The organism is Arcicella rosea (assembly GCF_040543805.1).
In the GTDB taxonomy this organism is placed as follows: domain Bacteria; phylum Bacteroidota; class Bacteroidia; order Cytophagales; family Spirosomataceae; genus Arcicella; species Arcicella rosea.
Map to the genome: position 1 here is coordinate 342,638 of NZ_JBEUMS010000003.1, position 25,592 is coordinate 368,229.

Below are 25,592 nucleotides of genomic sequence, written 5' to 3' on the forward strand. Positions count from 1 at the left end.
ATATGAAAAAGCTTATTATGCTACTTTTAATGGCTTTGTTTTCTTGTGAAAAAAAGCCAAATCCGACACCGACAATCAGTGATAATTTCGATAATCCTACTGATGCTGGCTTACTCGAAAATAAAGCAATCGACGAAGCTTCAGGTTTAATTGCTAGTCAGAAAAATAAAGATTATCTCTGGACACATAACGACAGCGGTGACGAAAACAGGATTTTCCTGATTGATAAAAATGGAAAAGGTTTATTTCAGTTCAATTTAGAAGGTGCTACAAATCGTGATTGGGAAGCAATCGCAATCGCTACTTTTACTGAAGGTTCATATTTATATATCGGTGAAATTGGTGATAACAATGCTCAATATGAAGATTATGCCATTTATCGTGTAGCCGAACCAACAATTACAGGAAGTACCCAAGCAGTGAATACTTTAAGTAATGTTCAAAAAATTACTTTTAAATATCCTGATGGAGCGAAAGATGCAGAGTGTATGTTGATTGACCAGCAAAGTAAGGATATTTATATTTTGAGTAAGCGAGAAAAAAATCAGCGACTTTATAGACTTGCTTATCCACAGTCGTTTACCCAAACAATGACCGCTGAATTTGTAGAAGAAGTATCATTTTCGTTAGGAACAAATCAAGCATTTTATATTACAGATGGAAGTATTTCTTCGGATAATCAGGAAATACTCATCAAAAATTATCTGCAAGTTTTTCATTGGCGACGACAAAGTAATGAAAGTATTCCTTCAGCTTTGAAGCGTGCCGCAAGTTTGTTGCCCTACACTGCCGAACCGCAAGGAGAAGGCATTTGCTTTAGTAGCGATGGCTCAAGCTTTTATACTATTAGTGAAGAAAGCGACAATAAAATTCCAGTGCATTTGTATCAAAGTAAAAGAAAATAAAAAGGCTGAAACCAATGTGGTTTCCGCCTTTTTATTAAGTATTTTTCAAAAGTTTTCAGGCATCTTATTTTTACCAATTTATTGAAGGACAAACTATTAACAGTTTTCAGATAACGGATAACTTGTACTGAAGTACTTAATGTGTTGGTCTGTTGGGAACAGGAGCCGAAGCATGAAAATTTTGGTAAATTTTTTGAGCGAAATCATCTAAAATCTCAATTACTCTTTCACGACTTTCAGATTTAACAACCATTCCAATGTGATATTCTTCATTCATTCGCCAACAAATTTCTGGCACATCAAAGTCGGCTAAATTTGGGTATTGTTGTCTTGTCAAAGAAATAATAATTCCTGAATAAAGATTTTCAAAAGTCGGCAAAACATACTCTTCCTTTTTCGCAACAGCCGTTTCTATATTTGCCCACTCTCGCCACAAATTAATTCCCGAAGAAGCTTCAACCATTTCCGCCAAATTTGCCCCTCCAACTCTGGATGCAGTTTCTAGAAATATAATTTCGCCAGTTTCATGGTCTTTGATGAATTCAGAATGCGTGGCAGAGTAATTCATGCCAAAAGCTTTCATTACTTGTGCATTTACTTCTTGAAGTTCAACATCTAGTGCTGAACCGATAGGAACTGTCACCGAGCGAAAAATACCACCGCCATGCGCAACTTCCATCGGAGTTGATAAATACTGACTTGAGCGAGAAAATATAAATTCCCCATTTAATGAAAGTGAATCAACATGAAAAACATCACCGGGTTTAAATTGTTCTACCAAATACTCATGTCGGCGATCGCCCAAATAATGAACTACTTCCCACAATTGTCCCGAGTTATATACTTTTCGGATACCCGTTGCAGAAGCTTCTGAGCGAGGTTTTACAACACATGGATATTGTACTTTTTGGGTAAATTCAAAGATTTCGTTATCATTAAACAAGCTTGAAAACATCGGTACTTTTATGCCAGCTTCTTGCGCTTTCATGCGCATTGCCAGTTTATCCCTAAAATGTCGCCCTGTGGTTTGCCCCATTCCCGGAATTCTAAAGTGTTCACGAAGGTGAGCTGCTTTTTCTACATCAAAATCATCTAAAGCAACAATTCTATCAACCTTTCTTGAACGCATCATGTAGGCTAAACCTAAAATAATTTCATTCATATCAATAGAACCATCCGCTTTTTCTTCTACATAAAATATTTCATCAATAAATTCTCTTACCCAAGGTTTATACTCTAGCTTTTTATTGGTCAGTAAATACACTTTATTTCCTGCTTGCTTGCAGGCTCGCAAAAACTCATTCCCTTTAAAATAAGTTGAAATACAAAGAAAAGAAAGCGTTGAAGACATAGTTTTTAGGATTTACATAGATTTCGGAATTAACTAAAATTAATAAAATCTAAGGACTAAGCCAAGAAACTATGTACTATATTTTCATTAAAAAATCGACTAATAATCTTACTCCAAAAGCCGTTCCGGCTCTTTGTGGTGCAAAATCTGTGTCGCCAAAAGCAGTTCCTGCAATATCCAGATGCGCCCAATTTGGGTGATTATCTGTAAATACTTCTAAAAATTTTGCCGCAGAAATAGCACCCGCCATTGGTTTCCCAGAGTAATTACGTACATCGGCAATATCCGAAGAAATATCTTCTTTATAAACATCCCACAAAGGCAAACGCCATAGTCGCTCGCCAGTTTGGTTAGCTGCTTCGGTTAAAGTATCCGCCAATTCATCATTATTCGTAAACATTCCCGCCGCATAATAACCCAAAGTAGCAATACAACTTCCTGTTAAAGTAGCTAAATCAATGATGGTATCGACTTTGAAATTACGAGTCAAATAACTTAATCCATCTGCTAAAATCAATCTACCTTCAGCGTCAGTATCAATAACTTCTATCGTTTTTCCTGAATAAGAATTAATCACATCACTTGGCTTGAACGATTTTCCATCCACCGCATTTTCGCAAGCAGGTACAATTCCAATTAAATGAACGGGCAACTCAAGTTTTGCAGCTAATTCTATCGCACCAAAAACAGCGGCGGCTCCACCCATATCCGACTTCATCAAGTGCATATTCGTTGAAGATTTTATCGAAATGCCACCTGTATCAAAAGTTACTCCTTTGCCAACCAAGCCAACAGTTTGTTTGGCCTTTGGTGAATGATATTCCATAATAATCAACATCGGAGCATGTTCACTGCCTTGTCCAACAGCCAAAAGCGCATTTAATTTTTGGCTATTCAATTGTTGTCGTTCTAAAACCTTTACAGAATAATTGTACTTTTCGCCAGAAGCCACAGCCCATTTTGCCAAAGTATGCGGAGATTTTTTGTTTGCGGGCGCATTCATCAAATCAAAAATCTGCATTTGTGTTTCTGCAATGGCTTTTCCTTTTTCAATGAAAGTTATTGCATTTTTCGATTCTGTAAGAACATTCAAAACGCCATCGTTTCCTAAAAGTGGGATACTTACTTTTTCATCCGTTTTGTACAAACGCAAATCATAAGTACCCAAAAAACATCCGTTTACGATAAATTCAATCCAAGTTTCAGGAAGCTTTCGTGCATCAATCGTTATTTCATTCGGCAATTTGCTTTTGTGCTGATGAATCAGCGTTCTAAAAGCACGAATAATTTCTGAAGAATTGGATTTTTTACCCAAACCCAACAAAATAACTTTTTGATTATCAGTCGAATAGAATGAATGTATTTCCTTCAAATCCGCCTTAAAATCTGATTGAAGTAAAAGAGCGTCAATTCCAAACGTTTCAGCAATCTGCGCTAATTCAACTGAAAGTTCTTCTGTTTGAAGTATCGGCAAAATAATAGCTTTATGTTCAGGCTGGAATTGAGCGACGAGTTTAACTTTAATATTATTCATGTTAATATTCAGTTATGGTGAAATGAAATTAGGTATCAACAAAAAGTGCCACCCTCAACAGGTGGCACTTCGTGATAACTCTTAATATCCAATGCTAATATTCATCTTCATTAAAGAAGAAATCATCTTTAGTAGGATAATCTGGCCAGATTTCTTCGATGCTTTCATAAGGTTGACCATCGTCTTCCAATTCTTGCAAATTTTCAACTACTTCAAGTGGCGATCCAGTACGGATAGCGAAATCGATTAGTTCATCTTTCGTGGCAGGCCATGGAGCATCTTCTAGGTAGGATGCTAATTCAAGTGTCCAGTACATATTATATGAATTTGATTACAATTAATTACTAATTTTAAAAATAAAATCCTGAAAATAAGATACTTATCAGCTTACTTTTTAGCTTTTTTTATTCCCTTTTTTCTCAGGATTGCAAAAGTATGCGTTTTTTATTTACGAAAAACTTTTTTCTGAAAAATCTTGTGTTGAATTAACTAAATTTATTTGAAAAAAGTACACTTAAAGCTATAATTATTTACAATTTTGTACCCAAACTCATTTATTATCCTGAAATTCAACAAAATACTTAATTCTTACTTTAAGAGATTAAATAAACATTAAATTTATTACAATGAAGTCCCCCAACCTTACTTTATCTAAAAAAACACTTGTAGAAGTATGCGCTTATTCTTTTGAATCGTGTATTGCAGCCGAAAAAGCCCAAGCCAACAGAATAGAACTTTGTAGTTCAATGTTTGAAGGCGGCACTACTCCTTCGGCTGGTTTAGTGAAAATGGTTACTCAAAAAGTAAACATAGAAGTACACGCTATGATTCGCCCACGTGGTGGAGATTTCTGTTATAGCAACGAAGAAATTGAAGTTATGAAAGCTGATATTCTTTCAATGAAAACACTCGGTTGTGCTGGCATCGTTTTAGGAATTTTACAAACAGACGGCAAAGTAAATATTCAACAAACCGCTGAATTAGTAAAACTAGCGGCACCTTTGCAAGTAACTTTCCACAGAGCAATTGATATGACGCCCAATTATGCTGAAGCATTAGAAGCCATTATTGAAGCGGGTTGTACAAGAGTTTTAACTTCGGGACAAAAAAATATCGCCATTGATGGCATCGAAGAAATTGCTAATTTGGTCAAACAAGCAAACGGTAGAATACAAATCATGGTGGGAAGTGGCGTAAACCTAAACAATGCCCTAACAATTGCTCAAACTGGCGTTGATGCTATTCATTTAACAGGAAAATCTACCAAAGATTCAGCCATGATTTATCGAAAAGAAGGCATCGCAATGGGCGGTTTGCCAGCAGTTCCTGAATATGAAATTGCCTATTCTGATAGCCAAAAAATACAAGCGGTTGTTCAATTACTTGACCAAGCTTATCAGCCAAACGAGTAAAGAATCTCCAATTTATCTTTCTTGAAAAAAGCAAGAAGAAGTATTTCTTTTCGATATACCTAATGATAAATATATTCGTTTTAGGCTTGATACAATATTATTCAACAACGGATAAACAGATTTTACTTAACTTTGAAGAAATAAAACCGCTGATATAGCCAAAACACTTTAGCAGTATTTTATTTCTTCAATATGCTACATACTTAATGATGACTTTCAATCTTCGATATATTACTTCTTTGCTCGTTACTTTCTTGGTAATTGCGCAGTTTTCGTATGCTCAAAAACGTGAATCTTCTAAGAAAAAAGAAGGAACATCGCAAGCACAATTGCTTGAAGCCGAATCGTTTTTTACGGAAGGGATGAAATTCTATATGATGGAAGATTATGACAAAGCTATTGAAGCTTACGAAAAAGCGTTGGCCATCGTTCCTGATAATAGTGGTATTTTATATGCTATGTCGAACAATTATTTAAAATTGAAAGACGAAAGCAAAGCCATTGTTTATGCAGAAAAAGCTTTTCAGCAAAATTCAACAAACGAAACTTATGGAGAATTGCTGGCTGATTTGTATGTTAGAAAACAAAAATATGATGCTGCAGCTAAAATCTATCAAAGTTTAATTGCGCTGAATCCTTCAAAATCTGAATTTTATGTAGCGCAGGCTGCCGTTTATATTTTTGATAATCATTTAGACGAAGCGATAAAATCGTATAATCGTGCAGAGAAAATCATTGGTATTAACGAAGAAATTACTCGCCAAAAACAAATGGTTTTGGTGAAAATGGGCAAAGTAGAGGACGCCATCAAAGAAGGTGAAAAACTTATTGCTTCAGACCCAGAAGAGATTGATTATAATATCGACCAAGCAGAATTGTTGATGTCTAACAAACGCAATGATCAAGCTATTCCATATCTTGAGAAAATATTAACAATGAATCCTGAAAATGCACAGGCACATATTATGCTGGCGCAATTGTATCAGGAAAAAGGGGAAATTGAAAAATGTAATCGTGAATTAGAATTAGCTTTTGCCGATGCCAGCCTTGATGTTACGACGAAAGCTCGTATTTTGATTGGTTACATGAACACGGCGAAAGATGAAAAATCAAAAGAAACTGCTTTCAATTTGGTAAAAATCTTGGTGAAGACCAATCCTCAAGACCCAAAATCTCATGCGATTTATGGCGATTTACTTTTCCAAAAAGGCGATGAAAAATCAGCAAGAGATGAATATGTGAAAGCCGCAAGATTAGATAAATCTATCAATGAAGTTTGGGGAAATATCATCAATATTGATTTTAAATTAAGACAAATCGACAGTGCCATCGTTCACAGCGAAGAAGCAATTGAAGTATTTCCAAATCAAGCAGCATTTTGGTATTTGAATGGCTCGGCATATTATCAAAAAAGAAATCATAACAAAGCCGCAGAATCATTAGAAGAAGCCAGACGACTCACGCCTGAAGGCTCTGAATTAGTTCAGCACATCAACGCACTTTTGGGCGATACATATAATAGTTTAAGCAAGTATCAAAAATCAGATGAAGCCTACGAAGCTGCCCTAAAAGTTGACCCAAATAATGACCATGTGTTGAATAATTATACCTATTTTCTATCCTTGAGAAAAGAAAAAATGGAATTAGCCGCAGAAATGGGCGCTCGACTTGTAGAAAAACATCCCGACAATGGGACTTATTTGGATACTTATGCTTGGGTACTTTATGTAATGAAAGACTACAACAAAGCTCGTATTTATTTAGAAAGAGCTGTTGTTCAAAATAAAAGTAACAGTGGCACGATTGTAGAGCATTATGGAGATGTGCTTTTTCAATTAGGAGAGAAAGAAAAAGCGGTAGAACAATGGAAAAAAGCAAAAACCATTGGCTCAACCAGTACTTTAATCGATAAAAAAATTGCAGAAATGAAATTAATAGAATAAGGATTTTAATCATCAAGCTATTAATTACATAATCTTAAAATATGAAACATTACTCATTAATTCTTTTAGCGTTTACATTTTTTATTGCTTCTTGTAAACGTCAGCATATCAGTAAAACTTCCGATATTCAAGTCATAGATTCGCTAAAATTAGCCGAATCTAAACCTATCAATGATTCGCTCGTTACACAACCTGTAATTACGCCACCAGTTGTAGCTACAGAAACAACAGACGAAGAAAAAGTAAAAATTGATGAAATTGACTTCAAATATTTAAAGGCAAAAGCAAAGGTTTCGTACAAATCGACAAAAGATAATCAAAGCTTTACAGTTGATATCAGAATGCGTAAAGACAGTTTAATTTGGATGAATGTTTCTGCATTCGGCATTACTGTGGCTACTGCACTTTTCAACGATAGTTTGGTGAAACTATACGATAAATATCATGGCGAATACAAGGAATATTCCTATTCAAGCTTTGCAGAAAAATTCAATTTCAATGTAAATTATGATATTCTTCAAGCCTTGGTGGTGGGAAACCGTCCTTTCAAAAAGAATAAATCAAGAGTAACTCGTAGCAATGAGTACTACTTATTAAAACAACAAGAAAACAAAGTATTGATTGATAATTACATTGGTGAAAATAAAAAGCTAAAAAAAATCCTACTTACTCAGGAAGATACAAGTAATAAATTAACTTTAGACTTTGATGACTTTACAACCTTGAATCAATTTTTGTTTCCTCAGTCAAGTTTAATTACTTTAGATTATCAATCGAAAGAAGATCAAAAAATGTATCAAACGCTTGTGAACATTAAACATACTAAGGTTGAACTACTAGATACTCCGCTGGAATTTCCTTTCAGAGTACCTGAAAAACTATTAAATAAAAATTAATCTTTTATCAAAAAGTTGAATTTACATATCAAGCATCATCAAGCAGCCCTGAAATTCGTTTCAGGACTGCTTCTTGTTTTGTTATATTTCGTTCCGAACCTATCGACTGCTCAGGATAAAAAGAGAAAATTAGAAGCAGCAAAGCGAGAAAACTTGCAGAAAATTCAGGAAATCAATAAAATCATTGAAAAGACTGAACAAAAAAAAGAAGCAAGCGTGGGCAAACTCAACGCATTAGGCGAAAGAATTGATAAGCAAGCCAAACAGATTGACATTATTTCTGAAAATCAACAATTACTTCAAAACGAAGCCGAAGAGTTAAAAAAAGCGACAGGAGAACTTTCGGGCAACCTCGAAAAACTAAAAGCAGAATATGCTAAAATGGTTTTTACTGCAGCAAAAACCAGTAATAAAGTCAATAAACTTAGTTTCTTGTTTTCTTCAAGTAATTTCAATCAATTAATTCGTCGTTATAAATATCTTCAACAATACTCTACCGCTCGTGAAAAACAGGCACTTTTAATTCAACAAGTACGCTCTGAATTATTGACTGAACAAGTAAAGATTTTACAAAAAAAGCAAGAGCAAGATGCTGTTTTGCGTGAAAAAATCACAGAAACACAAAACCTACAAGTATTAAAAGGCAAGCAAACTGAAGTTGTAACAGAATTAAGCCAGAAAGAGAAAAAATTAAGAGCGCAACTAGAAGCCAATAAAAAAGTAGTAGAACGTTTGGAAACAATGATTGCCAAAATTGTAGAACGTGAAATTAAACGTTCGCAAGAGCGTGAATTATTGGCAAATAAGCGTAGCCAAAGTAACAAAAAAGTACCTTCAAACAGACAAGCCATTGCTATGAATGTTGAAGAAACAAGATTGGCAAGTTCCTTTTCAGCCTTGCGTGGCAGAATGCCTTGGCCAGTTAATTCCGGTTTTATTGCTAGTCGCTTTGGCGTGCATAATCATCCTGTTTTAAAAGGAGTAAGAACCAACAATAATGGTATTGATATTCAGACAAGTGCAGGCAATGATGTAAGAGTAGTTTATGATGGTGTAGTGCAATCTGTCGTTTCAATTCCGGGTACTTATATGGTTGTAGCCGTTCAGCATGGCGACTATTTTACCATTTACAGTAAACTTTCAAATGTTTCGGTAAGAAACGGACAAAAAGTACAATCTGGACAAAAAGTTGGGGAAGTAGCTTCAGACACAGATGGAACTTCCGAATTAAATTTTCAAGTTTGGAAAACATTTGACAAACAAAACCCAGAAAACTGGCTTCGACAAAAATAGTTTTCAACACCTTAATTCAGCAGAATTGCAGTGTTTAAGCGAAAAACTTGGGCAAATAATTCATTAATTTCCATTATTTTAGGTAGTTTTGAAATTAGCCTTGAAAAGATTACACAAAAACCTTTAAAGTTCCAAGAGATTTCCTAATTTTGCAATCCGATTTTGAAGCTAGTAAAAAATGATTAGTTATTTGCTTTGTAAACTCATTATCAATCCATTATACAAAGACAAATAACCAACAACAAATAAAGATAAAAACCAACAATGACAAAGAAAGACGAAAAAACACCCCTCGAGTTTTTGGAAAGTGCAGAAGGATTGAAAACTGAGTTAGGAAACGATCTTGATAAAGTACAACACGTTGTAGATAACAATAAAGGATTATTTGCAGGTGTTGCTGGTGTATTAGTCGTAGTAGTATTAGGATACTTTGGCTATAAATATTATGCTACTATTCAGGATGAGGAAGGTCAAGCAAAATTATTCAATGCAGTTTATCAATTTGAAGCAGATTCAAATAAAGTAGCAGCAAAAGAATTGACTAAAGTAGCGGATGATTTCGGTGGAAATGCTGGAAACTTAGCCAACTTTTATGCAGGTGTTGCCAACTTGAAAGAAGGTAAATACGATGCAGCAATTGATCAATTAAAATCATTCAGTAGTTCAGATTTATTGGTGCAAGCTCGTGCTTATTCTTTAATCGGTGATGCTTATACAGAGAAAAAAGCATACAGTGATGCTATTGATTATTACAAAAAAGCGGCTGAATATAAAGCCAATAAGTTCTTTACGCCTACTTATTTAATGAAGTTGGCTGCTGCTTACGAAGCAAATAAAGAAGAAAAAGAAGCTTTAGCTGTTTATACAGAAATCGTAGAAAAATATTCAGAGTCATCTGAATCCATCAACGCTAAGAAATATAAAGCGGTGTTAGAAGGCTCTGTCTCTGAATAAAGAAATCAATCAATATATTGATACAGAAGGGATAAGAGCATAAGGTTCTTATCCCTTTTTTTGTACCATTTGTCCATAAGCTAAAGCTTAGTCAATAAAAATGCCTAAAGTTTATAGCCTAAAGCCCGTATAAATCATGTCTTCAGCACATAAAAATTTAAGTATTTTTTCCACTGAAAACTTACCAGATGTAAGTGATAAAAAATTTGCAATGGTAGTAGCAGAGTGGAACGAAGAAGTAACAAATGCACTAGCGGCAGGAGCGCACAAAACACTTTTAGCCTACGGAGCAAAAGAAGAAAATGTTATCCGAGTAAACGTTCCTGGTAGTTATGAATTGACTTTTGCAGCACAAAAGATGGCTCAAAAATCAGACATTGATGCGGTGATTTGTATTGGCTGTGTAATTCAAGGAGAAACAAAGCATAATGATTATATCAATAATGCTGTAGCTCAAGGACTTACCACTGTTAGTTTAAAATACGACAAACCTGTTATCTTTGGTGTACTTACTCCAAATACAGAACAACAAGCACTAGACCGTGCAGGAGGAATCCACGGAAATAAAGGCGATGAAGCAGCCATTACGGCGGTGAAAATGTTGGCGTTTTAAAGAGTATGTGTGTTTTTATAATCAAGGCATAAGATTGATTCTGTTTTTATTATTCACATTAATTAAATCGAAATTATGGTACCTGCTCAAAAACTCACGAATCTTCAATTAGAATTAGTAAAGTTGTTTAGCTACAAAATTGCTGATAGTCAATTAATTGAAATTAAACTGTTACTTGGCAATTACTTTGCTGAGAAAGCAAGTGAAGAAATGGACAAACTGTGGGATGAAAATAACTGGACTGAAGATACAATGAAAGAATGGGCAAACGAACATCTAAGAACGCCTTATGAATCATGAGAATTATCTTAGATACAAATGTTTTACTCGTTTCAATTGGAAAAAAGTCTCAGTATAGACCTATTTTTGATGCATTTCTAAAACAGAAGTTTACTCTTATTATTAGTAATGATTTACTGCTAGAATATGCTGAAATCATTGAGCAAAAGACAAATACTTTTATTGCAGACAACATCATTGAAATGTTGCTTGCACAGCCAAATGTAGAAAAAAATGAGATTTTCTTTAAATGGGGACTTTTAGAAAATGATTATGACGACAACAAGTTTGTAGATACAGCAATAGTCGGAAATGTAGATTTTATCGTCACGAATGATAAGCATTTCAACTCATTAAAAGACATTGATTTTCCCAAAGTAGAAATCATCGACATAGATACTTTTTTAGAAAAAATTAAAAATATTATTTAAGAAAACAATCGTTTAGAAAATGCAAGTATGGAAATTTGGGGGAACTTCCGTTGGGAAGCCCGAGCGAATGCACTCAATTAAAAATTTGATTACTGAAGATGGTAATCGTAAAATTGTCGTTTTGTCTGCCCTTTCGGGTACTACAAACGCTTTGATTTCTATCGGAGAATCCCTAAAAGCAAATAATGATGCAGAAGCAACTCTGAAAATCAATGAGTTGTATGCTCACTATGAATCTTTTATCAAGGAGCTTTATAGTACAGAAACGGGTTATGCAGAAGGAAAAGCAATCATTGAAAAAGAGTTTTCGTTCATTCGTTCTTTAGTAAATATCAAACCATTTTCGGTAAAACAAGAAAAAGAAATCGTAGCAGAAGGTGAATTGCTTTCTACCCAAATGTTTGAAGCATACTTGCGTGAAGAAGGTGTAAGTGCTGCCTTATTGCCTGCTTTAGACTTTATGTTGATTGATGCCGACAATGAGCCAGTTTTGAAATTTACTGAAGAAAATTTAGGTTCAATTTTATCTCAATTAACAGACAAGCAAATATTCATTACTCAAGGTTTTATTTGCAGAAACCCTCGTGGAGAAGTTGATAACTTGAAGCGTGGTGGTTCTGATTATACAGCCTCATTAATTGGCGGTGCTATCGTGGCAGAAGAAGTACAAATCTGGACCGACATCGACGGAATGCACAACAACGACCCACGAATCGTAAAGAAAACTTTCCCAATTCGTGAGTTGACTTTTGAAGAAGCAGCAGAATTAGCGTATTTCGGTGCAAAAATTTTACACCCAAGTACTATTACTCCTGCCAAAATGAAAGGTGTTCCTGTTCGTTTAAAAAACACGATGGAACCAGCAGCTTATGGTACTTTGATTGCCGATAAAACATCTGACCGTGAAATTAAAGCCATTGCTGCCAAAGATAATTTAACAGCTATTTACATTCACTCAACCAGAATGTTGAATGCCTATGGTTTTTTGCGTAGAGTATTTGAAGTATTTGAAAAATACAAAACGCCAGTTGATATGATTACAACTTCGGAAGTATCCGTTTCTGTAACCATTGATAACGACGAACATTTAGAAGAAATCATGGCAGAATTACGCCAATTCGCTGATTTAGAAGAATGTGATAAAGACCAAACTATCGTTTGTATCGTAGGAAATTTCTCTGCCGACAAAGAAGGAATTGCCTTAAAAGTATTAGAAGCCATGAAAAACATTCCAATCAGAATGATTTGTTACGGAGCTTCCGAGCATAATATTACTTTGTTGATTCATGGCAAAAACAAAGCTGCGGCTTTGAATGCTTTGAACGAACGTTGCTTTTTATATGAAGATGCGATGAAAGAAATTTTCTCCGCTCCTTAATAATAACGACATCGCTGAATAGCCGTGTTGTGAAACCTGTTTCCAGCACGGCTATTTTTTTTATCTTTGTGGAAATAAATTTTATACGTCATGAAAGCATTATCAGTAAATATTCCTGATGGAATTTATCTTGCATTCACGAATGCTTCTGAAAAGGAAAAAGAATCGGCTATGATAGCCATTGAAAATCTCCTAAAAATAAGATTCGTAGATTCTTTAAATCAAAACTTGTTAGAAAGCTCCGACGCTTTAAGACAAGAATCCTCCCAAAATGGATTAACGAATCAAATGCTTGATGAGCTTTTAAAAGAAATTGATAATGAATCACGTTCATAAATTCGTGTTTGACACCAATACACTTTTAAGTGCTGTTATTTCACCTGATGGAAAAAGTATTACAGCACAAGCATATCAAAAGGCACTTGGCAATGGAGTTTTATTGGCTTCTGAAGAAACTTTTGCAGAACTTGTCGATGTACTTTTTCGCAGAAAATTTGATAAATACCTCAGTGACGAAACTCGATTTGGTTTTTTAAGTAGTTTTAGAAAAGCAGCACTTTGGATTCAAATTGAAAACCCTGTTTTTGATTGTAGAGATTCAAAGGATAACAAATTTTTATCTCTTGCCATAGCAGCTAAAGCAAATTTTATCATTACGGGCGATGAAGATTTATTGGTGCTTCATCCATACCAACAAATTCCAATACTTAATGCAAGACAATTTTGTGAGTTAGATATAGAATAAACTTATGTTACAAATACAACAAATTAAAGAAAACAAAGCCACTACAATTGAAGGCTTGAAACGCAAATACTTCAAAGACGCCGAAGAAATTGTTGAGAAAGTATTAGTTTTAGACGAGAAACGTCGTGAAACACAAGTTGAGTTAGATACAACTTTAGCCAAATCGAACGCCTTAGCCAAAGAAATTGGGGGCTTGATGAAAGCTGGTAAAAAAGAAGAAGCTGAAACGGCTAAAGCCGAAACCAGTGCTTTGAAAGTTCGTTCTAAGGAGTTAGAAGAAGTTTTGAAAAGTACCGAAGCTGAATTATATGAAGTATTGGTTACATTGCCAAACTTGCCTCATAGCAGTGTTCCTGCTGGTAAAACACCAGAAGAAAATGAAGTAGTTTTAGAAAATGGAACAATTCCTACTTTACCAGAAAATGTACAACCTCACTGGGATTTAATTAAAAAATACGACATCATAGATTTTGAATTAGGTAACAAAATTACGGGTGCAGGTTTCCCTGTTTACAAAGGAAAAGGTGCAAGAATTCAACGTGCTTTGATTAATTTTTTCTTAGATGAAGCTATCAATGCGGGTTATACAGAAATTCAACCGCCAATTTTAATCAATAAAGAATCTGGTTTTGGAACAGGTCAATTGCCTGATAAAGACGGACAAATGTATCATGCTACCGAAGATGATTTGTTCTTGATTCCTACCGCAGAAGTACCTATTACCAATATGTACCGTGATGTGATTTTACAAGAAACCGATTTACCAATTAAAAATGCTGGTTATACGCCTTGTTTCCGCCGTGAAGCAGGTTCTTGGGGAGCTCACGTTCGTGGTTTGAATCGTTTACATCAGTTTGATAAAATTGAGATTGTTCGTATCGAAAAGCCTGAGAATTCTTACGCAGCTTTAGAGGAAATGTCTTTACATGTACAAAGTATTCTTCAAAAATTAGAATTGCCTTACCGAGTATTACGTTTATGTGGCGGAGATATGAGCTTTACGTCTGCCCTTACTTACGATATGGAAGTTTGGTCTGCCGCCCAAGGTCGTTGGTTAGAAGTAAGTTCTGTTTCAAATTTTGAGACCTATCAAGCCAACCGTTTGAAATTAAGAATGAAAACCGAAGGGAAATCTCAGTTATTACATACACTCAATGGCTCAGCTTTAGCTTTACCACGTATTTTAGCAGCGATTCTTGAAAACAATCAAACTGAAACAGGTATCAAAATTCCAAAAGTACTTGTTCCTTATTGTGGTTTTGAAGAGATTGCTTAACATAAATATTTTTCGCATTACCTTTTTATAGTCATGATTTACAAAAAATAATCATGACTATAAATCTATAATATAAGCCCTTACTTACCTTAATTAATCTACTTGAACCTAAACGTATGAAAACCCTCCGTTGCATTGTTCTTGAAGATGAAGAACCTGCCCAAAACCTCATTAAAAACTATTTATCACGAATTTCGTCGATAGAACTCCTTCAAGTGTTTGATAACGCCCTTGAAGCCTCCAATTTTTTAACCCACCAAACTGTTGATTTAATCATTACTGATATTTCAATGCCTCATTTATCTGGGCTAGATTTTATCAGGATGCTCTCACCAAGTCCACACGTAATCATTATGACAGCCCATGCTGATTATGCCTTAGAAAGCTATGATTTGGATGTAATTGATTATCTGAAAAAGCCAATCTCATTCGATAGATTTAAAAAATCTATCGAAAAAGTTGAACGTTTATACAGTGCTACAAACAATGAAGACAGTCATAATTCTTCAGACACTATGGTGTATGTAAAAGAAGGCAGTAAAATGATAAAGGTAAATTTCAATGAAATTATTTATGTAGAAGGGTTAAGAGATTATATCAAAATCATTACTGATAACGAACGACCAATTATCACACATATTACCATGAAAAAGATGGTAGAGATTCTTCCTCCTCAAAGTTTTATGAGGGTACACAAATCTTATATCATCGCTACCGACAAAATATCTGCCATTGATGGAAGTAACAGTTTGATAGAACTCAAAAACAACGTAATGATACCTATGGGACAAAACTATAAAGAAACCCTAATGAGTAAGATAAAACCTATTAATTAACATGGAAAAAATTACAGAGTTATTTTTAAAAATTTATCCTATTGAGGGGGTATCCATTAAGAGAAGAATTTTACTGCATTGTGTTTTTTGGGTGGTAATGTTTATGGGCTTGTGGAAAGTATGGACGATACCCGCTTCAGATTTAAGGTACAATTTCATAACTGTCTTGTACTTTGTAGTTCTTAATATGATTTATTTCTATCTATTAATGTATAAAATAATTCCCCTCTGGGAAAATGATTATCAGCATAAATATTTAGCTACAATCATAAGTATCATTATACTCATTGCTAGTATTGTAATTATTTTTCGTATTAGGGTTCAATTTATTTTTGATAATCATTTGATAAAAGATACTAAAACAAACCTTATACATTTGGAAAAAAAATTCAAAGACTATCTGTATCTTTTTAAATATCCTAAGTTTCTTTTTGCAGCCATACTTGGAAGCTTACTTAACACCTTACCTGCATTCTCTATCAAACTCACTCATTCTCTAATCAAAAGTATTTCTGAAAAAAAGCAAACAGAAATTGACTACCTTAGAACTCAAATTAATCCTCACTTTTTAACAAATACCCTTAATAATATTTATAGTCTTTCTATTACGGATGATAAACGGAATAGTGATGCCATTCTATCTTTATCTAGTTTATTAGATTATGTACTTTATGAATCGAATAAACCAACTATTAGCTTAGAAAAAGAAGTGTATTTTCTCTCTAATTTTATTGAGTTAGAAAAAATGAGAAATACAAAAAGGCTACAAGTAAACTTTGAAATAGAAGGTGATATTCGTGGAAATATTCCTCCAATGATACTTATTACCTTTGTAGAGAATGCCTTCAAACACTGCATTGGAGATTTATATTCAAACTGCTTTATCAAAATATTCCTCAGAGTTGATGATGATAATCTATATTTTGAAGTAGAAAATAGCAAATCTAACCTATCTATCAATAATCAAAGAAAAATATTCGGTGGTATTGGGCTAAATAATGTAAAAAAACGTTTAGCAAATCTTTTTCCTAGCACTCATTTTCTTCAAATAGCAAACCAAGAGAATCAATTCATAATTAAACTACAATTAAAACTGTTTTAAAAGACTATAATTAAACTACAATGAGTATCCCTTTTAATTAATATGGAAAATATTGCCAAATTATTTTTAAAAATATATCCTCTTGAACGAGTATCTGTTAAGAGAAGAATTTTATTGCATTGTATATTTTGGGGGGTAATGTTTGTTGGCTTGTGGCATACCTTTGGAAATTCCTTAGCAGGTATTGGTTACAATTTTATTACGGCTTCTTATTTATTAATTCTTAATATAATCTATTTCTACACAATAACTTATATTATCGTTCCACTATGGTCAAATTATAATAAGTATAAATATATTACTACTACTTTATATATTTCTGCATTAATCTTAAGTTTGTCTATACTTTTTTATATTAGAGCTCAATTTATTTTTGATAATGATTTGTTAAAAGATACTAAACTAGACTTTAGATATTTGAAAAGGTTTTACAACGATTATGCTTATTTTTTTAATTCTGGATACTTTATTTCTGGAATACTTGAAATATTTCTTACCGCTTTACCTGCTTTCTTTATTAAACTTACTCGTTCATTAGCCAAGAGCTTTTCAGAAAAAAAGCAAGTTGAAATTGATTATTTAAGATCTCAAATTAACCCTCACTTTTTAACAAATACACTTAATAATATTTACAGTCTTTCTGTTACGGATGATAAACGGAATAGTGATGCCATTCTATCCTTATCTAGTTTGTTAGATTATGTACTCTATGAGTCTAATCGACCAACTATCAGCTTAGAAAAGGAAGTGAATTTCTTATCTAATTTTATTGAATTAGAAAAAATGAGGAATACGAAAAGACTACAAGTAAACTTTGAAGTAGAAGGTGATATTCATGGAAATATTCCTCCAATGATTCTTGTCACTTTTGTGGAGAATGCTTTCAAACACTGCATTGGAGATTTGTACTCAAACAGCTTTATCAAAATACTTCTTAAAGTTGATGATGATAAGCTATATTTTGAAGTAGAAAACAGCAAATCGAATTTAACTATCAATAATAATCAAAGAAAAACATTTGGTGGTATTGGTTTAACTAATGTAAAAAAAAGATTGACAAACCTTTTTCCTAATACACATTCTCTTCAAATAGAAAATCAAGAGAATCAATTCATAATTAAATTACAATTAGGATTAATATAAGGGCTATACAAGTCTCAATAATAGATAAATAAGATTAAACCCTATCAATTATCATGAAAAAAATTGCTGAATTATTTTTAAAAATATATCCTCTTGAGGGGGTGTCTGCTAAGAAAAGGGGGTTATTGCATTGTGTTTTTTGGTTAGTGATGTTTATATTTTTGTGGCAAGCTTTAATGACTCCATTAGCTCCTACAAGCTACAAATTCATTACAACTTCTTATTTAGTAATTCTTGATATAATCTTTTTTTATGTAATAACTTATAGAACTATTCCTGCATGGACACAACATCGTAAACATAGATACATCTCTACAATTTTACACATATTTACATTAATTGTAAGTTTATTTATAATTTTTCATATTAGAATTCAATATATTTTTGATAATGATATACATAAAGATAGTAAAGTAGACTTTAGTTATATGATTTTATTTTACAATGACTATACATTCCTTTTCAAGTCTGGCTCCATTTATAGAGCTATTCTTGAAATATTTCTTACCGCCTTGCCTGCATTTTCTATTAAACTCACTCGTTCATTAGCTAAAAATATATCTAAAAAAAAACAAATTGAAATTGACTATTTAAGGGCTCAAATCAATCCTCACTTTTTAACCAATACGCTCAATAATATCTACAGTCTTTCTGTTACGGATGATAAACGGAATAGTGATGCCATTCTATCTTTATCTAGTTTGTTAGATTATGTACTCTATGAGTCTAATCAACCAACTATCAGCTTAGAAAAGGAAGTGAATTTCTTATCTAATTTTATTGAGTTAGAAAAAATGAGGAATACGAAAAGACTACAAGTAAACTTTGAAGTAGAAGGGGATATTCATGGGAACATTCCCCCTATGATTCTTATTACTTTTGTGGAAAATGCTTTTAAACACTGCATTGGAGATTTGTACTCAAACTGCTTTATCAAAATACTTCTTAAAGTTGATGACAATAAGCTATACTTTGAGGTAGAAAACAGTAAATCGGACTTAACTACTAATAATCAAAGAAAAACATTTGGTGGTATTGGCTTAGCAAACGTAAAAAAACGATTGATAAACTTTTTCCCTAATACTCATTCTCTTCAAATAGAAAATCAAAAGCATCTATTCATCGCTAAACTGCAATTAACATTAACCTAAAGGCTATACAAGACCTGATAATGAATAAATAAGATTAAACCTATCAAGTAACATGGAAAAAGTTGCAGAATTATTTTTAAAAATATATCCAATTGAAGGGATATCAGCTAAGAGGCGAATTTTATTGCATTGTATTTTTTGGTTAATAATGTTTATTGGTTTCTGGCAAACTATGACACTTCCTGTAACTAGTACAAAATACAATTTCGTTGTCATTTCTTATTACACACTTACCGACGCCATCTTTTTCTACATTTTTGTTTATCTAATTTCACCATTATGGGATAATGGTGACAGGAGTAGATACCTAGCTACAATTCTATATGGAGCAATCTTTGTAATTAGTTTGGCAATTGTTTTTAACATTAGGATTCAATTAATCTTTCATTACGATTTTTTACCTAAAGGATCTGAATACCCTTACTATTCGAGTAAATTTTATAACAGCTTTTGGGGTGTATTTGAATTTAACGTCATTATTTCTTTAATTCTTAAAACATTTTTAACCACTTTACCTGCCTTTTTTATTAATCTCATCTTTTCTCTCATCAAAAGCATTTCTGAAAAAAAGCAAGTTGAAATTGACTACTTAAGATCTCAAATCAATCCGCATTTTTTGACAAATACACTCAATAATATTTACAGTCTTTCTGTTACGGATGATAAACGGAATAGTGATGCCATTCTATCTTTATCTAGTTTGTTAGATTATGTACTCTATGAATCTAATCAGCCAACTATTAGTTTAGAAAAGGAAGTTAATTTCCTATCTAATTTTATTGAATTAGAAAAAATGAGGAATACTAAAAGGCTGCAAGTTAGCTTTGAAATAGAAGGTAATATTCATGGAAATATTCCTCCAATGATTCTTATCACTTTTGTGGAGAATGCTTTCAAACACTGCATTGGAGATTTGTACTCAAACAGCTTTATCAAAATACTTCTTAAAGTTGATGATGATAAGCTATATTTTGAAGTAGAAAACAGCAAATCCAACTTAACTACCAATAATCAAAGAAAAACATTTGGTGGAATTGGTTTAGCCAATGTGAAAAAAAGATTATCCACTTTATATCCAAACAATCATTCTCTTGAAATTCATGATAAAAAGGATACTTATGTTATTATTTTAAGGCTGGGATTAATGTAGAATTCTAAAACTATTTCGTCGAAAAATAAACATGGTTTGTCGATTAAGTACTCTCTACATTCCATTTGTTTACAAATTTGTTGAGGATTAGTTTCTACTCATACATCTTAACTCTCTCAACACCTTTCATTTAAACAATTAAATATCCTTTACACGCTATAAAATATTCAAGACATACATAATCTTTTTATTATGTAACAAGATATTAATTAGCCATTCATCATTTTTAATTGAGCTTGGCTTGTACACCTATTAAAAAATTAGCTTTAATGCCATTGGTATTAAAGCTAATTTTTTATGTGTAAAATAATTCAAATACTATCATTTACTCCATTTCTTGCTTCAGAAATGTCTCAAAACCTTCTTTCGTTTTAAAAAAATCTTCGCTTTTTTCCCATCCTGAATAAAACCTAAAGGAAGTCTTTCCGTTCACCAATTTCAAGTTGACAGTATAAGTATTTAAAATGCTAGCACCTTCATTGGGTGTTTGTCCGAACGACACTAAGTTACTTTTAGGGACTAAAATTGCCATGCCTAAATTATCATGATTCTCACTTTGTTGGTCATACGTATAAAGCCCAAGCGTTTTGTTTGAAGCAAGTTCATAAGAATTTTTGCTATGCAAATTCACGATTCCAGTCGTTAAAATTGCACCTTCCGGTGCATTTTTCAACGACACTTTACTTTCATAAAAGTACTGTCCTCCCCAAATACTTATTTCATCTTCAATTTGTACTGGTGCTAAGTTTTTAGCAATTTTCCAGTTTTTGTATTTTAGTCTAAAAACAGCCCTGATTGGCCCATTTGCTGCTTTTTCATACTGTACTTCTTCAAAATTATTATCTCCTAATCTTACCAAAGTATCTTTTCCAGAAGCATTTTTGAAGGTCAAAGCCAAAGCTCCAGCTCCTAACGATTTCCCTACTTTTAGTACATCCATTCCCCAATCTGCTTGGTTATGGTAATTGATGGCAGGGTTTACTCCTACTTCATCCAAAACCATTTGAGTAGTGGTTTTCCCCCAAATATCTTTGGCATTACGAGTATCAAAGTAAACTCTAAAACCAACTTTATCATTCTCCCAAGCTGGTCCTTCAGTTAAAAATGGAGGTAAAGGTTGTTTTGAAAAATCGGTAGCTGGTTGTGTTCCTTTTACAACATCTTTCTCTAAAATATCGCCGAAAGTATCATCAGCATTTTTTCTACGATGACGCACATTAGCTCTCACAACCGCTTTAATGGTAGCAGGTCTATCAGCTACTGAAATCTTGAAAACTTTAGTTTGTTTCGCAGAAAAAGATTGTAATAATACAATTTCATCCCATTTGCCATCAACATTCATATCGTCGTACTGAGCAAGAATTGGTTGCTTCGTTTCTGAAGTAAAAACTACATATTTTGATGTTGGAATTTTACCAAGCTTTTTTTCTAAAAAAGCTCTTTTCAAGACAATTAATTCATCTTTTTTCTCTCTTGACAATTCATTCTTAAAAGTCACAACACTGCTTTTTTGTGCATAACATATTGTTGATAAACTTAAAAGTCCAAAGCTTAGAACTGTTTTTAGTTTGCGTGATGACAAATGTTTCATATTAAAATATTTATATTAGAATTATTTCGCTTTTGCGAAGTAGTTATTCATGAATAACAATTGATATTGAATAGCATTATACCAATATGACCAGTTATGACCTCCCGGTCTAGTAAGGTAATCGTGAGGAATATTTCTGTATAATAATTGTTCATGAAGGTTTTCATTTACTTTATAGAAAAAATCTTCCGTGCCACAATCAATAATCAAAGCCAGTGAATTAGGCGTAAGTAAATGAAGTAAGTTAATTACGGTATTCTTTTCCCAACGTTCTGGCTGTTCTGAATATTTCCCAAGGCGTTTGGTCATATCCCAATTATTCGGGAAAGGACGAATATCTACGCCTCCGCTCATACTTCCAGCCGTTCCAAAAACATCTTGATGTTTCAAAGCAAGATACAAAGCACCATGTCCACCCATACTTAAACCTGTAATTCCTCTGGCTTTACGGTCTTTGATGGTTTTGTAATTATCATCAACCCATTTTACCAGTTCGGTAGATACATAGGTTTCGTATTGATAGTTTGGGTCAATAGGACTATCCCAATACCAGCTTGAAAACCCACCGTCTGGACAAACGATTATCATATTGTATTGATCAACTGCTTTTTCAAAACCTTTTGCTTTGGTTAGCCAGCCTGAATAGTTATCGCTATAGCCATGCAAAAGATAGACAACTGGCAAAGCTTTTTGGCTTTTATAATTATCAGGAACAATCACAGCTGCTTTAATATTTCTTTTCATGACAGCACTGTAAGTAACAACAGTGTCCACAACAGCAGCAGAACAAACTAGGTTAAAAAAGAGGAAAAAAGTCAATAATGTATTTCGTAGGATTCTCATTTTGTTAAATTGTTTAAATAAATTTTCGATTAACAAAAGTGAAAAAAACATCTTGATTTTGCAGTATTTCAATCAAAATAATAGCTAATTTTCGATAGCAGATCTTACTCTTCTGTTTTCAAAAAAGCCTTTTTGGGTAATTTTGCTTTTACTAATTCGTAAGACTCTTTGATAAAATCGTTCCATTCTTTATCCGTCAATACATCGAAACTCGTTACTTGTGCCCATTTGAATTTTGCTCCGCCATAAGGTGCAGGTACAATACCTTCTCTATCACAAAACTCTTCAAATAATTCATCTGCTACTTTGAAGTTCACCTTATCTAAATTCTTAGTATTAGATGAACAAAAAACCTTACCCATGACCATGAAACAGAGTTGGTCGCCATATTTTATGCCTTCTGAAGTATGTTGAAAAGACAAGCAGATTTCTCTAATTTTTTCAATATTCATGAGTTTGGTTTTTATTTTTCTAACCTAATTTTCAACTGACTGTTTGTATAATCTATCGTACTTACTTGCTTATTGACAATTACAGTTTCTGGCTTTTTATCAAGACTAAAAGTAGCGTTAATAATTGGCTGACCACTAACGTTTATATTAAACGTTTTGTCTTGCTTCTTTGCTATAAAAAATAATTTAGAAAGCGAGCTGTATAACGTTTTGTTTTCTTTACGCAAGAAGCTTCCGTAACCAATAAAGTAATCACTTATTTCATTGGGCTTATTTTCTGGGTAAGTAATACTTGTCAAATAAGCGTCTGTTGTAAATCCATTAAAGGTTTTGATACTATTTAAGTGCATCAATCGTCCATCTGCTTGTAGATTCAAATATACATCTGTTACTTTTCCATTTTGTTTGATGCGTACTCCAATCATCTCATCTCCTTTCAAGCGCTCTATTTCTGGAATATTTTTATCGTTTACCGAATCTTTTAAAATGATAGCAGTAATAAATTTTGTTTGTCGCATTGGTTCTGGCGAAGCAATACTATAATATTTTTCTTGTTCTTTTACATTATCTTCTTTTGGAGCAAGTATTTCAGACAAAATCATTTTCTCTGGAAAATCATGATTAAATCCTGTTTCTACCAAGGTTTCAGGAAAAAGTGGACGTACTAAAACAGCCGCTTTTTTATTCACAATACTAATGTCTCCACGTTCTTTTTTTGATTCTCCTTCTGGATGCAAAAGCCATTCAAATTTACCAGCTTCATAAGCTTTCACATCATCAATGACTAGAATTACTTTGCCTAGCCACAAAAAATGACGAAAATTCCTAGCATAAATACTTGACGTTGGTCCTGTACCATTCGCCATCACATATTTAATATCGCCTGCATCAAGCAATTCGCTCATCTCACCACGCAATGGCGACCCTCCGTATTGTTGTTCCTTTGGTTGATACTTTCCATTAAAAGTAAGTACATTATGAGCAGGGCTTTGGAAAAAATACTCTGGATATTCCTTTGTGCCATAACTGCTATTCCCCGCATCTTTAATCACAGCTTCGCCTTTATGAAACAATATAAATGAATTAGCATCTGCATGTGAGTGATTCCAAGTATGCCCTGACTTTATGCCTAGCATGGTAGCATTTTTCTCCCAAGAAGTCCGCATAGTCGTCCAATCCATTTCTTCAAAAATTTCGGATGTAGGTAAGTTCGGTAAAACAGGAGCTTTACTCATGTCTGGATGATACAGAATGCCCAAAGGTGCATTTTTGAACAAACCCTCACGATGTTGAAAATTTTCAATTTGATTCAAATACCATAAAGCATTTGGATTCTGATAGCCCAATGCCCAAAGTAATTTCACAGGGCGTTCGCCTGCAATATTTTTATGGCTATCCCCAAAATTCAATGAGTAAAGCATTCCATCACGTGGATAAGCCACGTGCATGAAGAAATTAGGAATGTTTTTCAATAGTGAAATTTCGGGTTGTTTTACTTTGGGAAGTACATTCTGGTGAGCTAAACGAAAGAACAAATATTCAGATACTCCGAAAGCAGCATAATTTACACTTTCGTACATTCCTCCTTTGGTGTCCCAAGTTTTTGGTTTTGACTGTAATTGGTCACCCGCAAAACCAAACCATTCTTTTGATGCTTGATTCATTTCTTCAATCCAAGCATTTACTTCTGGGGCGTCGTCTTTAATAGCTAATGACGCCACACCCGCCATATAGACACAGGCTGTCCACCAGTTATGCCCCATAGAGTTTAAACTATGAATACGGTTTTCGGGCAAAAGCCATTCGTTAACGGCTGGACGAATGCCCATTCGCATTAAACCGTCAACAATCGTCTTTCGTTCTTCTTTAGTCAATTCATTATAAACACCTTCTAAACCCATTGCTACATTCCAACAGTTTTCAGCCGTCTTTAAATCTGAAGACCAAGCAGGTTGGCGTTTTAGCATTTCTGGATTCGACCAAGTAGTGCGTGTACACAAATCCAGCAAAAGAGCTTTTGTTTTATCTGCATACTTTTTTTCACCTGTAACCAAATAGGCTAACGATAGATAATCAATTTTACCGTAATCTTTTTTTGTCAAAAGTGTATTTGCCTCCGAAAGTATATCGTTCCAATTATTCTTGAATTCTTCTTCCGTAGTAATCCTCTGTTTTAGTAAATCAACTCTGTCTTTGGTAAAGTATAGGTTTTGATGTTTTTGAGCAAAGCTTGTTATTGAAAAATAACAACAAATGGTAACGAGGAAGAGTATCTGTTTTACTTTCATTGGTTTTATACTAGTAATAAATTGTT

The 25,592-nt window shown here is 33.5% G+C and carries 25 protein-coding genes; 18 read left to right on the plus strand and 7 right to left on the minus strand.

All coding sequences use genetic code 11. From position 1 onward, the window contains the following. Positions 1 to 2: 2 nt before the first annotated feature. Positions 3 to 905, plus strand: a complete 903-nt coding sequence (locus ABID42_RS05995) for a hypothetical protein (protein ID WP_367282865.1) — start codon at positions 3 to 5, stop codon at positions 903 to 905. A gap of 136 nt (positions 906 to 1,041) precedes the next feature. Here ABID42_RS05995 and ABID42_RS06000 read toward each other — a convergent pair whose 3' ends face one another. From ABID42_RS06000 to ABID42_RS06010, 3 genes are all read right to left on the minus strand, one after another. Continuing rightward, a complete protein-coding gene (locus tag ABID42_RS06000; protein WP_367282866.1) occupies positions 1,042 to 2,256 on the minus strand; it encodes an ATP-grasp domain-containing protein in 1,215 nt (404 codons plus the stop codon). Positions 2,257 to 2,332: 76 nt separating this feature from the next. Next, entirely contained in the window at positions 2,333 to 3,790 is a 1,458-nt protein-coding gene (locus tag ABID42_RS06005; protein ID WP_367282867.1) for a leucyl aminopeptidase family protein, read from the minus strand. A 94-nt stretch (positions 3,791 to 3,884) separates the two neighbouring features. Beyond that, entirely contained in the window at positions 3,885 to 4,106 is a 222-nt protein-coding gene (locus ABID42_RS06010) for a DUF2795 domain-containing protein (RefSeq protein WP_092018230.1), read from the minus strand. A gap of 310 nt (positions 4,107 to 4,416) precedes the next feature. Here ABID42_RS06010 and ABID42_RS06015 point away from each other — a divergent pair, with 310 nt between their 5' ends. The 17 genes from ABID42_RS06015 (at position 4,417) to ABID42_RS06095 (ending at position 20,392) form a co-directional block, all read left to right on the plus strand. After that, entirely contained in the window at positions 4,417 to 5,202 is a 786-nt protein-coding gene (locus ABID42_RS06015; protein WP_367282868.1) for a copper homeostasis protein CutC, read from the plus strand. A 206-nt stretch (positions 5,203 to 5,408) separates the two neighbouring features. Beyond that, positions 5,409 to 7,145, plus strand: coding sequence for a tetratricopeptide repeat protein (locus tag ABID42_RS06020; RefSeq protein ID WP_367282869.1), 1,737 nt, complete (start codon positions 5,409 to 5,411; stop codon positions 7,143 to 7,145). A gap of 41 nt (positions 7,146 to 7,186) precedes the next feature. Beyond that, positions 7,187 to 8,041 (plus strand): lipoprotein insertase outer membrane protein LolB1, encoded by an 855-nt coding sequence (gene lolB1 / locus ABID42_RS06025; protein WP_367282870.1) that lies wholly within the window; start codon positions 7,187 to 7,189, stop codon positions 8,039 to 8,041. Between the two features lie 15 nt (positions 8,042 to 8,056). Next, positions 8,057 to 9,334: a murein hydrolase activator EnvC family protein gene (locus tag ABID42_RS06030; protein WP_367282871.1), complete on the plus strand. Its 1,278-nt coding sequence runs from the start codon at positions 8,057 to 8,059 to the stop codon at positions 9,332 to 9,334. Positions 9,335 to 9,598: 264 nt separating this feature from the next. After that, complete coding sequence (locus ABID42_RS06035; RefSeq protein ID WP_367282872.1) at positions 9,599 to 10,288, plus strand: tetratricopeptide repeat protein; 690 nt, start codon at positions 9,599 to 9,601, stop codon at positions 10,286 to 10,288. 136 nt (positions 10,289 to 10,424) lie between these two features. Next, positions 10,425 to 10,901, plus strand: coding sequence for a 6,7-dimethyl-8-ribityllumazine synthase (ribH, locus tag ABID42_RS06040; RefSeq protein ID WP_367282873.1), 477 nt, complete (start codon positions 10,425 to 10,427; stop codon positions 10,899 to 10,901). A 75-nt stretch (positions 10,902 to 10,976) separates the two neighbouring features. Next, a complete protein-coding gene (locus tag ABID42_RS06045; RefSeq protein ID WP_367282874.1) occupies positions 10,977 to 11,201 on the plus strand; it encodes a DUF8507 family protein in 225 nt (74 codons plus the stop codon). Continuing rightward, positions 11,198 to 11,611, plus strand: a complete 414-nt coding sequence (locus tag ABID42_RS06050) for a putative toxin-antitoxin system toxin component, PIN family (protein WP_367282875.1) — start codon at positions 11,198 to 11,200, stop codon at positions 11,609 to 11,611. Before ABID42_RS06045 ends, ABID42_RS06050 begins: the two co-directional genes overlap by 4 nt. Before the next feature lie 19 nt (positions 11,612 to 11,630). Continuing rightward, the gene (locus ABID42_RS06055; protein WP_367282876.1) at positions 11,631 to 12,989 is read left to right on the plus strand and encodes an aspartate kinase; all 1,359 of its coding nucleotides are present in this window, start codon (positions 11,631 to 11,633) and stop codon (positions 12,987 to 12,989) included. A gap of 90 nt (positions 12,990 to 13,079) precedes the next feature. After that, positions 13,080 to 13,325, plus strand: coding sequence for a hypothetical protein (locus ABID42_RS06060; protein ID WP_367282877.1), 246 nt, complete (start codon positions 13,080 to 13,082; stop codon positions 13,323 to 13,325). Continuing rightward, positions 13,309 to 13,734 (plus strand): putative toxin-antitoxin system toxin component, PIN family, encoded by a 426-nt coding sequence (locus ABID42_RS06065; protein WP_367282878.1) that lies wholly within the window; start codon positions 13,309 to 13,311, stop codon positions 13,732 to 13,734. The genes ABID42_RS06060 and ABID42_RS06065 overlap by 17 nt, the downstream gene beginning before the upstream one ends. A 4-nt stretch (positions 13,735 to 13,738) precedes the next feature. Continuing rightward, the gene (serS, locus tag ABID42_RS06070) at positions 13,739 to 15,010 is read left to right on the plus strand and encodes a serine--tRNA ligase (RefSeq protein WP_367282879.1); all 1,272 of its coding nucleotides are present in this window, start codon (positions 13,739 to 13,741) and stop codon (positions 15,008 to 15,010) included. A gap of 116 nt (positions 15,011 to 15,126) precedes the next feature. Further along, positions 15,127 to 15,846: a LytR/AlgR family response regulator transcription factor gene (locus ABID42_RS06075; protein WP_367282880.1), complete on the plus strand. Its 720-nt coding sequence runs from the start codon at positions 15,127 to 15,129 to the stop codon at positions 15,844 to 15,846. A gap of 1 nt (position 15,847) precedes the next feature. Next, the gene (locus ABID42_RS06080) at positions 15,848 to 16,948 is read left to right on the plus strand and encodes a sensor histidine kinase (RefSeq protein ID WP_367282881.1); all 1,101 of its coding nucleotides are present in this window, start codon (positions 15,848 to 15,850) and stop codon (positions 16,946 to 16,948) included. A gap of 42 nt (positions 16,949 to 16,990) precedes the next feature. Beyond that, entirely contained in the window at positions 16,991 to 18,091 is a 1,101-nt protein-coding gene (locus ABID42_RS06085; RefSeq protein WP_367282882.1) for a sensor histidine kinase, read from the plus strand. 53 nt (positions 18,092 to 18,144) lie between these two features. Next, positions 18,145 to 19,242, plus strand: a complete 1,098-nt coding sequence (locus ABID42_RS06090) for a sensor histidine kinase (RefSeq protein WP_367282883.1) — start codon at positions 18,145 to 18,147, stop codon at positions 19,240 to 19,242. 52 nt (positions 19,243 to 19,294) lie between these two features. Next, a complete protein-coding gene (locus ABID42_RS06095) occupies positions 19,295 to 20,392 on the plus strand; it encodes a sensor histidine kinase (RefSeq protein ID WP_367282884.1) in 1,098 nt (365 codons plus the stop codon). A 325-nt stretch (positions 20,393 to 20,717) separates the two neighbouring features. Here ABID42_RS06095 and ABID42_RS06100 read toward each other — a convergent pair whose 3' ends face one another. From ABID42_RS06100 to ABID42_RS06115, 4 genes are all read right to left on the minus strand, one after another. Continuing rightward, positions 20,718 to 21,983, minus strand: coding sequence for a DUF4861 domain-containing protein (locus tag ABID42_RS06100; protein ID WP_367282885.1), 1,266 nt, complete (start codon positions 21,981 to 21,983; stop codon positions 20,718 to 20,720). 21 nt (positions 21,984 to 22,004) lie between these two features. Next, positions 22,005 to 22,826: an alpha/beta hydrolase gene (locus ABID42_RS06105; protein WP_367282886.1), complete on the minus strand. Its 822-nt coding sequence runs from the start codon at positions 22,824 to 22,826 to the stop codon at positions 22,005 to 22,007. Positions 22,827 to 22,930: 104 nt separating this feature from the next. Next, entirely contained in the window at positions 22,931 to 23,278 is a 348-nt protein-coding gene (locus ABID42_RS06110) for an MmcQ/YjbR family DNA-binding protein (RefSeq protein WP_367282887.1), read from the minus strand. 11 nt (positions 23,279 to 23,289) lie between these two features. Next, a complete protein-coding gene (locus ABID42_RS06115) occupies positions 23,290 to 25,566 on the minus strand; it encodes a heparinase II/III domain-containing protein (protein WP_367282888.1) in 2,277 nt (758 codons plus the stop codon). Positions 25,567 to 25,592 lie beyond the last annotated feature (26 nt).

Excerpts from the sequence above, each read along its gene's own strand:
- ABID42_RS06035 (WP_367282872.1), top strand. The coding sequence starts at position 9,599 with ATGACAAAGAAAGACGAAAAAACACCCCTCGAGTTTTTGGAAAGTGCA.
- ABID42_RS06110 (WP_367282887.1), bottom strand. The coding sequence starts at position 23,278 with ATGAATATTGAAAAAATTAGAGAAATCTGCTTGTCTTTTCAACATACT.
- ABID42_RS06105 (WP_367282886.1), bottom strand. The coding sequence starts at position 22,826 with ATGAGAATCCTACGAAATACATTATTGACTTTTTTCCTCTTTTTTAAC.
- ABID42_RS06020 (WP_367282869.1), top strand. The coding sequence starts at position 5,409 with ATGATGACTTTCAATCTTCGATATATTACTTCTTTGCTCGTTACTTTC.
- ABID42_RS06010 (WP_092018230.1), bottom strand. The coding sequence starts at position 4,106 with ATGTACTGGACACTTGAATTAGCATCCTACCTAGAAGATGCTCCATGG.
- ABID42_RS06015 (WP_367282868.1), top strand. The coding sequence starts at position 4,417 with ATGAAGTCCCCCAACCTTACTTTATCTAAAAAAACACTTGTAGAAGTA.
- ABID42_RS06100 (WP_367282885.1), bottom strand. The coding sequence starts at position 21,983 with ATGAAACATTTGTCATCACGCAAACTAAAAACAGTTCTAAGCTTTGGA.
- ABID42_RS06085 (WP_367282882.1), top strand. The coding sequence starts at position 16,991 with ATGGAAAATATTGCCAAATTATTTTTAAAAATATATCCTCTTGAACGA.
- ABID42_RS06060 (WP_367282877.1), top strand. The coding sequence starts at position 13,080 with ATGAAAGCATTATCAGTAAATATTCCTGATGGAATTTATCTTGCATTC.
- ABID42_RS05995 (WP_367282865.1), top strand. The coding sequence starts at position 3 with ATGAAAAAGCTTATTATGCTACTTTTAATGGCTTTGTTTTCTTGTGAA.
- ABID42_RS06065 (WP_367282878.1), top strand. The coding sequence starts at position 13,309 with ATGAATCACGTTCATAAATTCGTGTTTGACACCAATACACTTTTAAGT.
- ABID42_RS06080 (WP_367282881.1), top strand. The coding sequence starts at position 15,848 with ATGGAAAAAATTACAGAGTTATTTTTAAAAATTTATCCTATTGAGGGG.
- lolB1 (WP_367282870.1), top strand. The coding sequence starts at position 7,187 with ATGAAACATTACTCATTAATTCTTTTAGCGTTTACATTTTTTATTGCT.
- ABID42_RS06005 (WP_367282867.1), bottom strand. The coding sequence starts at position 3,790 with ATGAATAATATTAAAGTTAAACTCGTCGCTCAATTCCAGCCTGAACAT.
- ribH (WP_367282873.1), top strand. The coding sequence starts at position 10,425 with ATGTCTTCAGCACATAAAAATTTAAGTATTTTTTCCACTGAAAACTTA.
- ABID42_RS06095 (WP_367282884.1), top strand. The coding sequence starts at position 19,295 with ATGGAAAAAGTTGCAGAATTATTTTTAAAAATATATCCAATTGAAGGG.
- ABID42_RS06055 (WP_367282876.1), top strand. The coding sequence starts at position 11,631 with ATGCAAGTATGGAAATTTGGGGGAACTTCCGTTGGGAAGCCCGAGCGA.
- ABID42_RS06115 (WP_367282888.1), bottom strand. The coding sequence starts at position 25,566 with ATGAAAGTAAAACAGATACTCTTCCTCGTTACCATTTGTTGTTATTTT.
- ABID42_RS06045 (WP_367282874.1), top strand. The coding sequence starts at position 10,977 with ATGGTACCTGCTCAAAAACTCACGAATCTTCAATTAGAATTAGTAAAG.
- ABID42_RS06075 (WP_367282880.1), top strand. The coding sequence starts at position 15,127 with ATGAAAACCCTCCGTTGCATTGTTCTTGAAGATGAAGAACCTGCCCAA.
- ABID42_RS06090 (WP_367282883.1), top strand. The coding sequence starts at position 18,145 with ATGAAAAAAATTGCTGAATTATTTTTAAAAATATATCCTCTTGAGGGG.
- serS (WP_367282879.1), top strand. The coding sequence starts at position 13,739 with ATGTTACAAATACAACAAATTAAAGAAAACAAAGCCACTACAATTGAA.
- ABID42_RS06000 (WP_367282866.1), bottom strand. The coding sequence starts at position 2,256 with ATGTCTTCAACGCTTTCTTTTCTTTGTATTTCAACTTATTTTAAAGGG.
- ABID42_RS06050 (WP_367282875.1), top strand. The coding sequence starts at position 11,198 with ATGAGAATTATCTTAGATACAAATGTTTTACTCGTTTCAATTGGAAAA.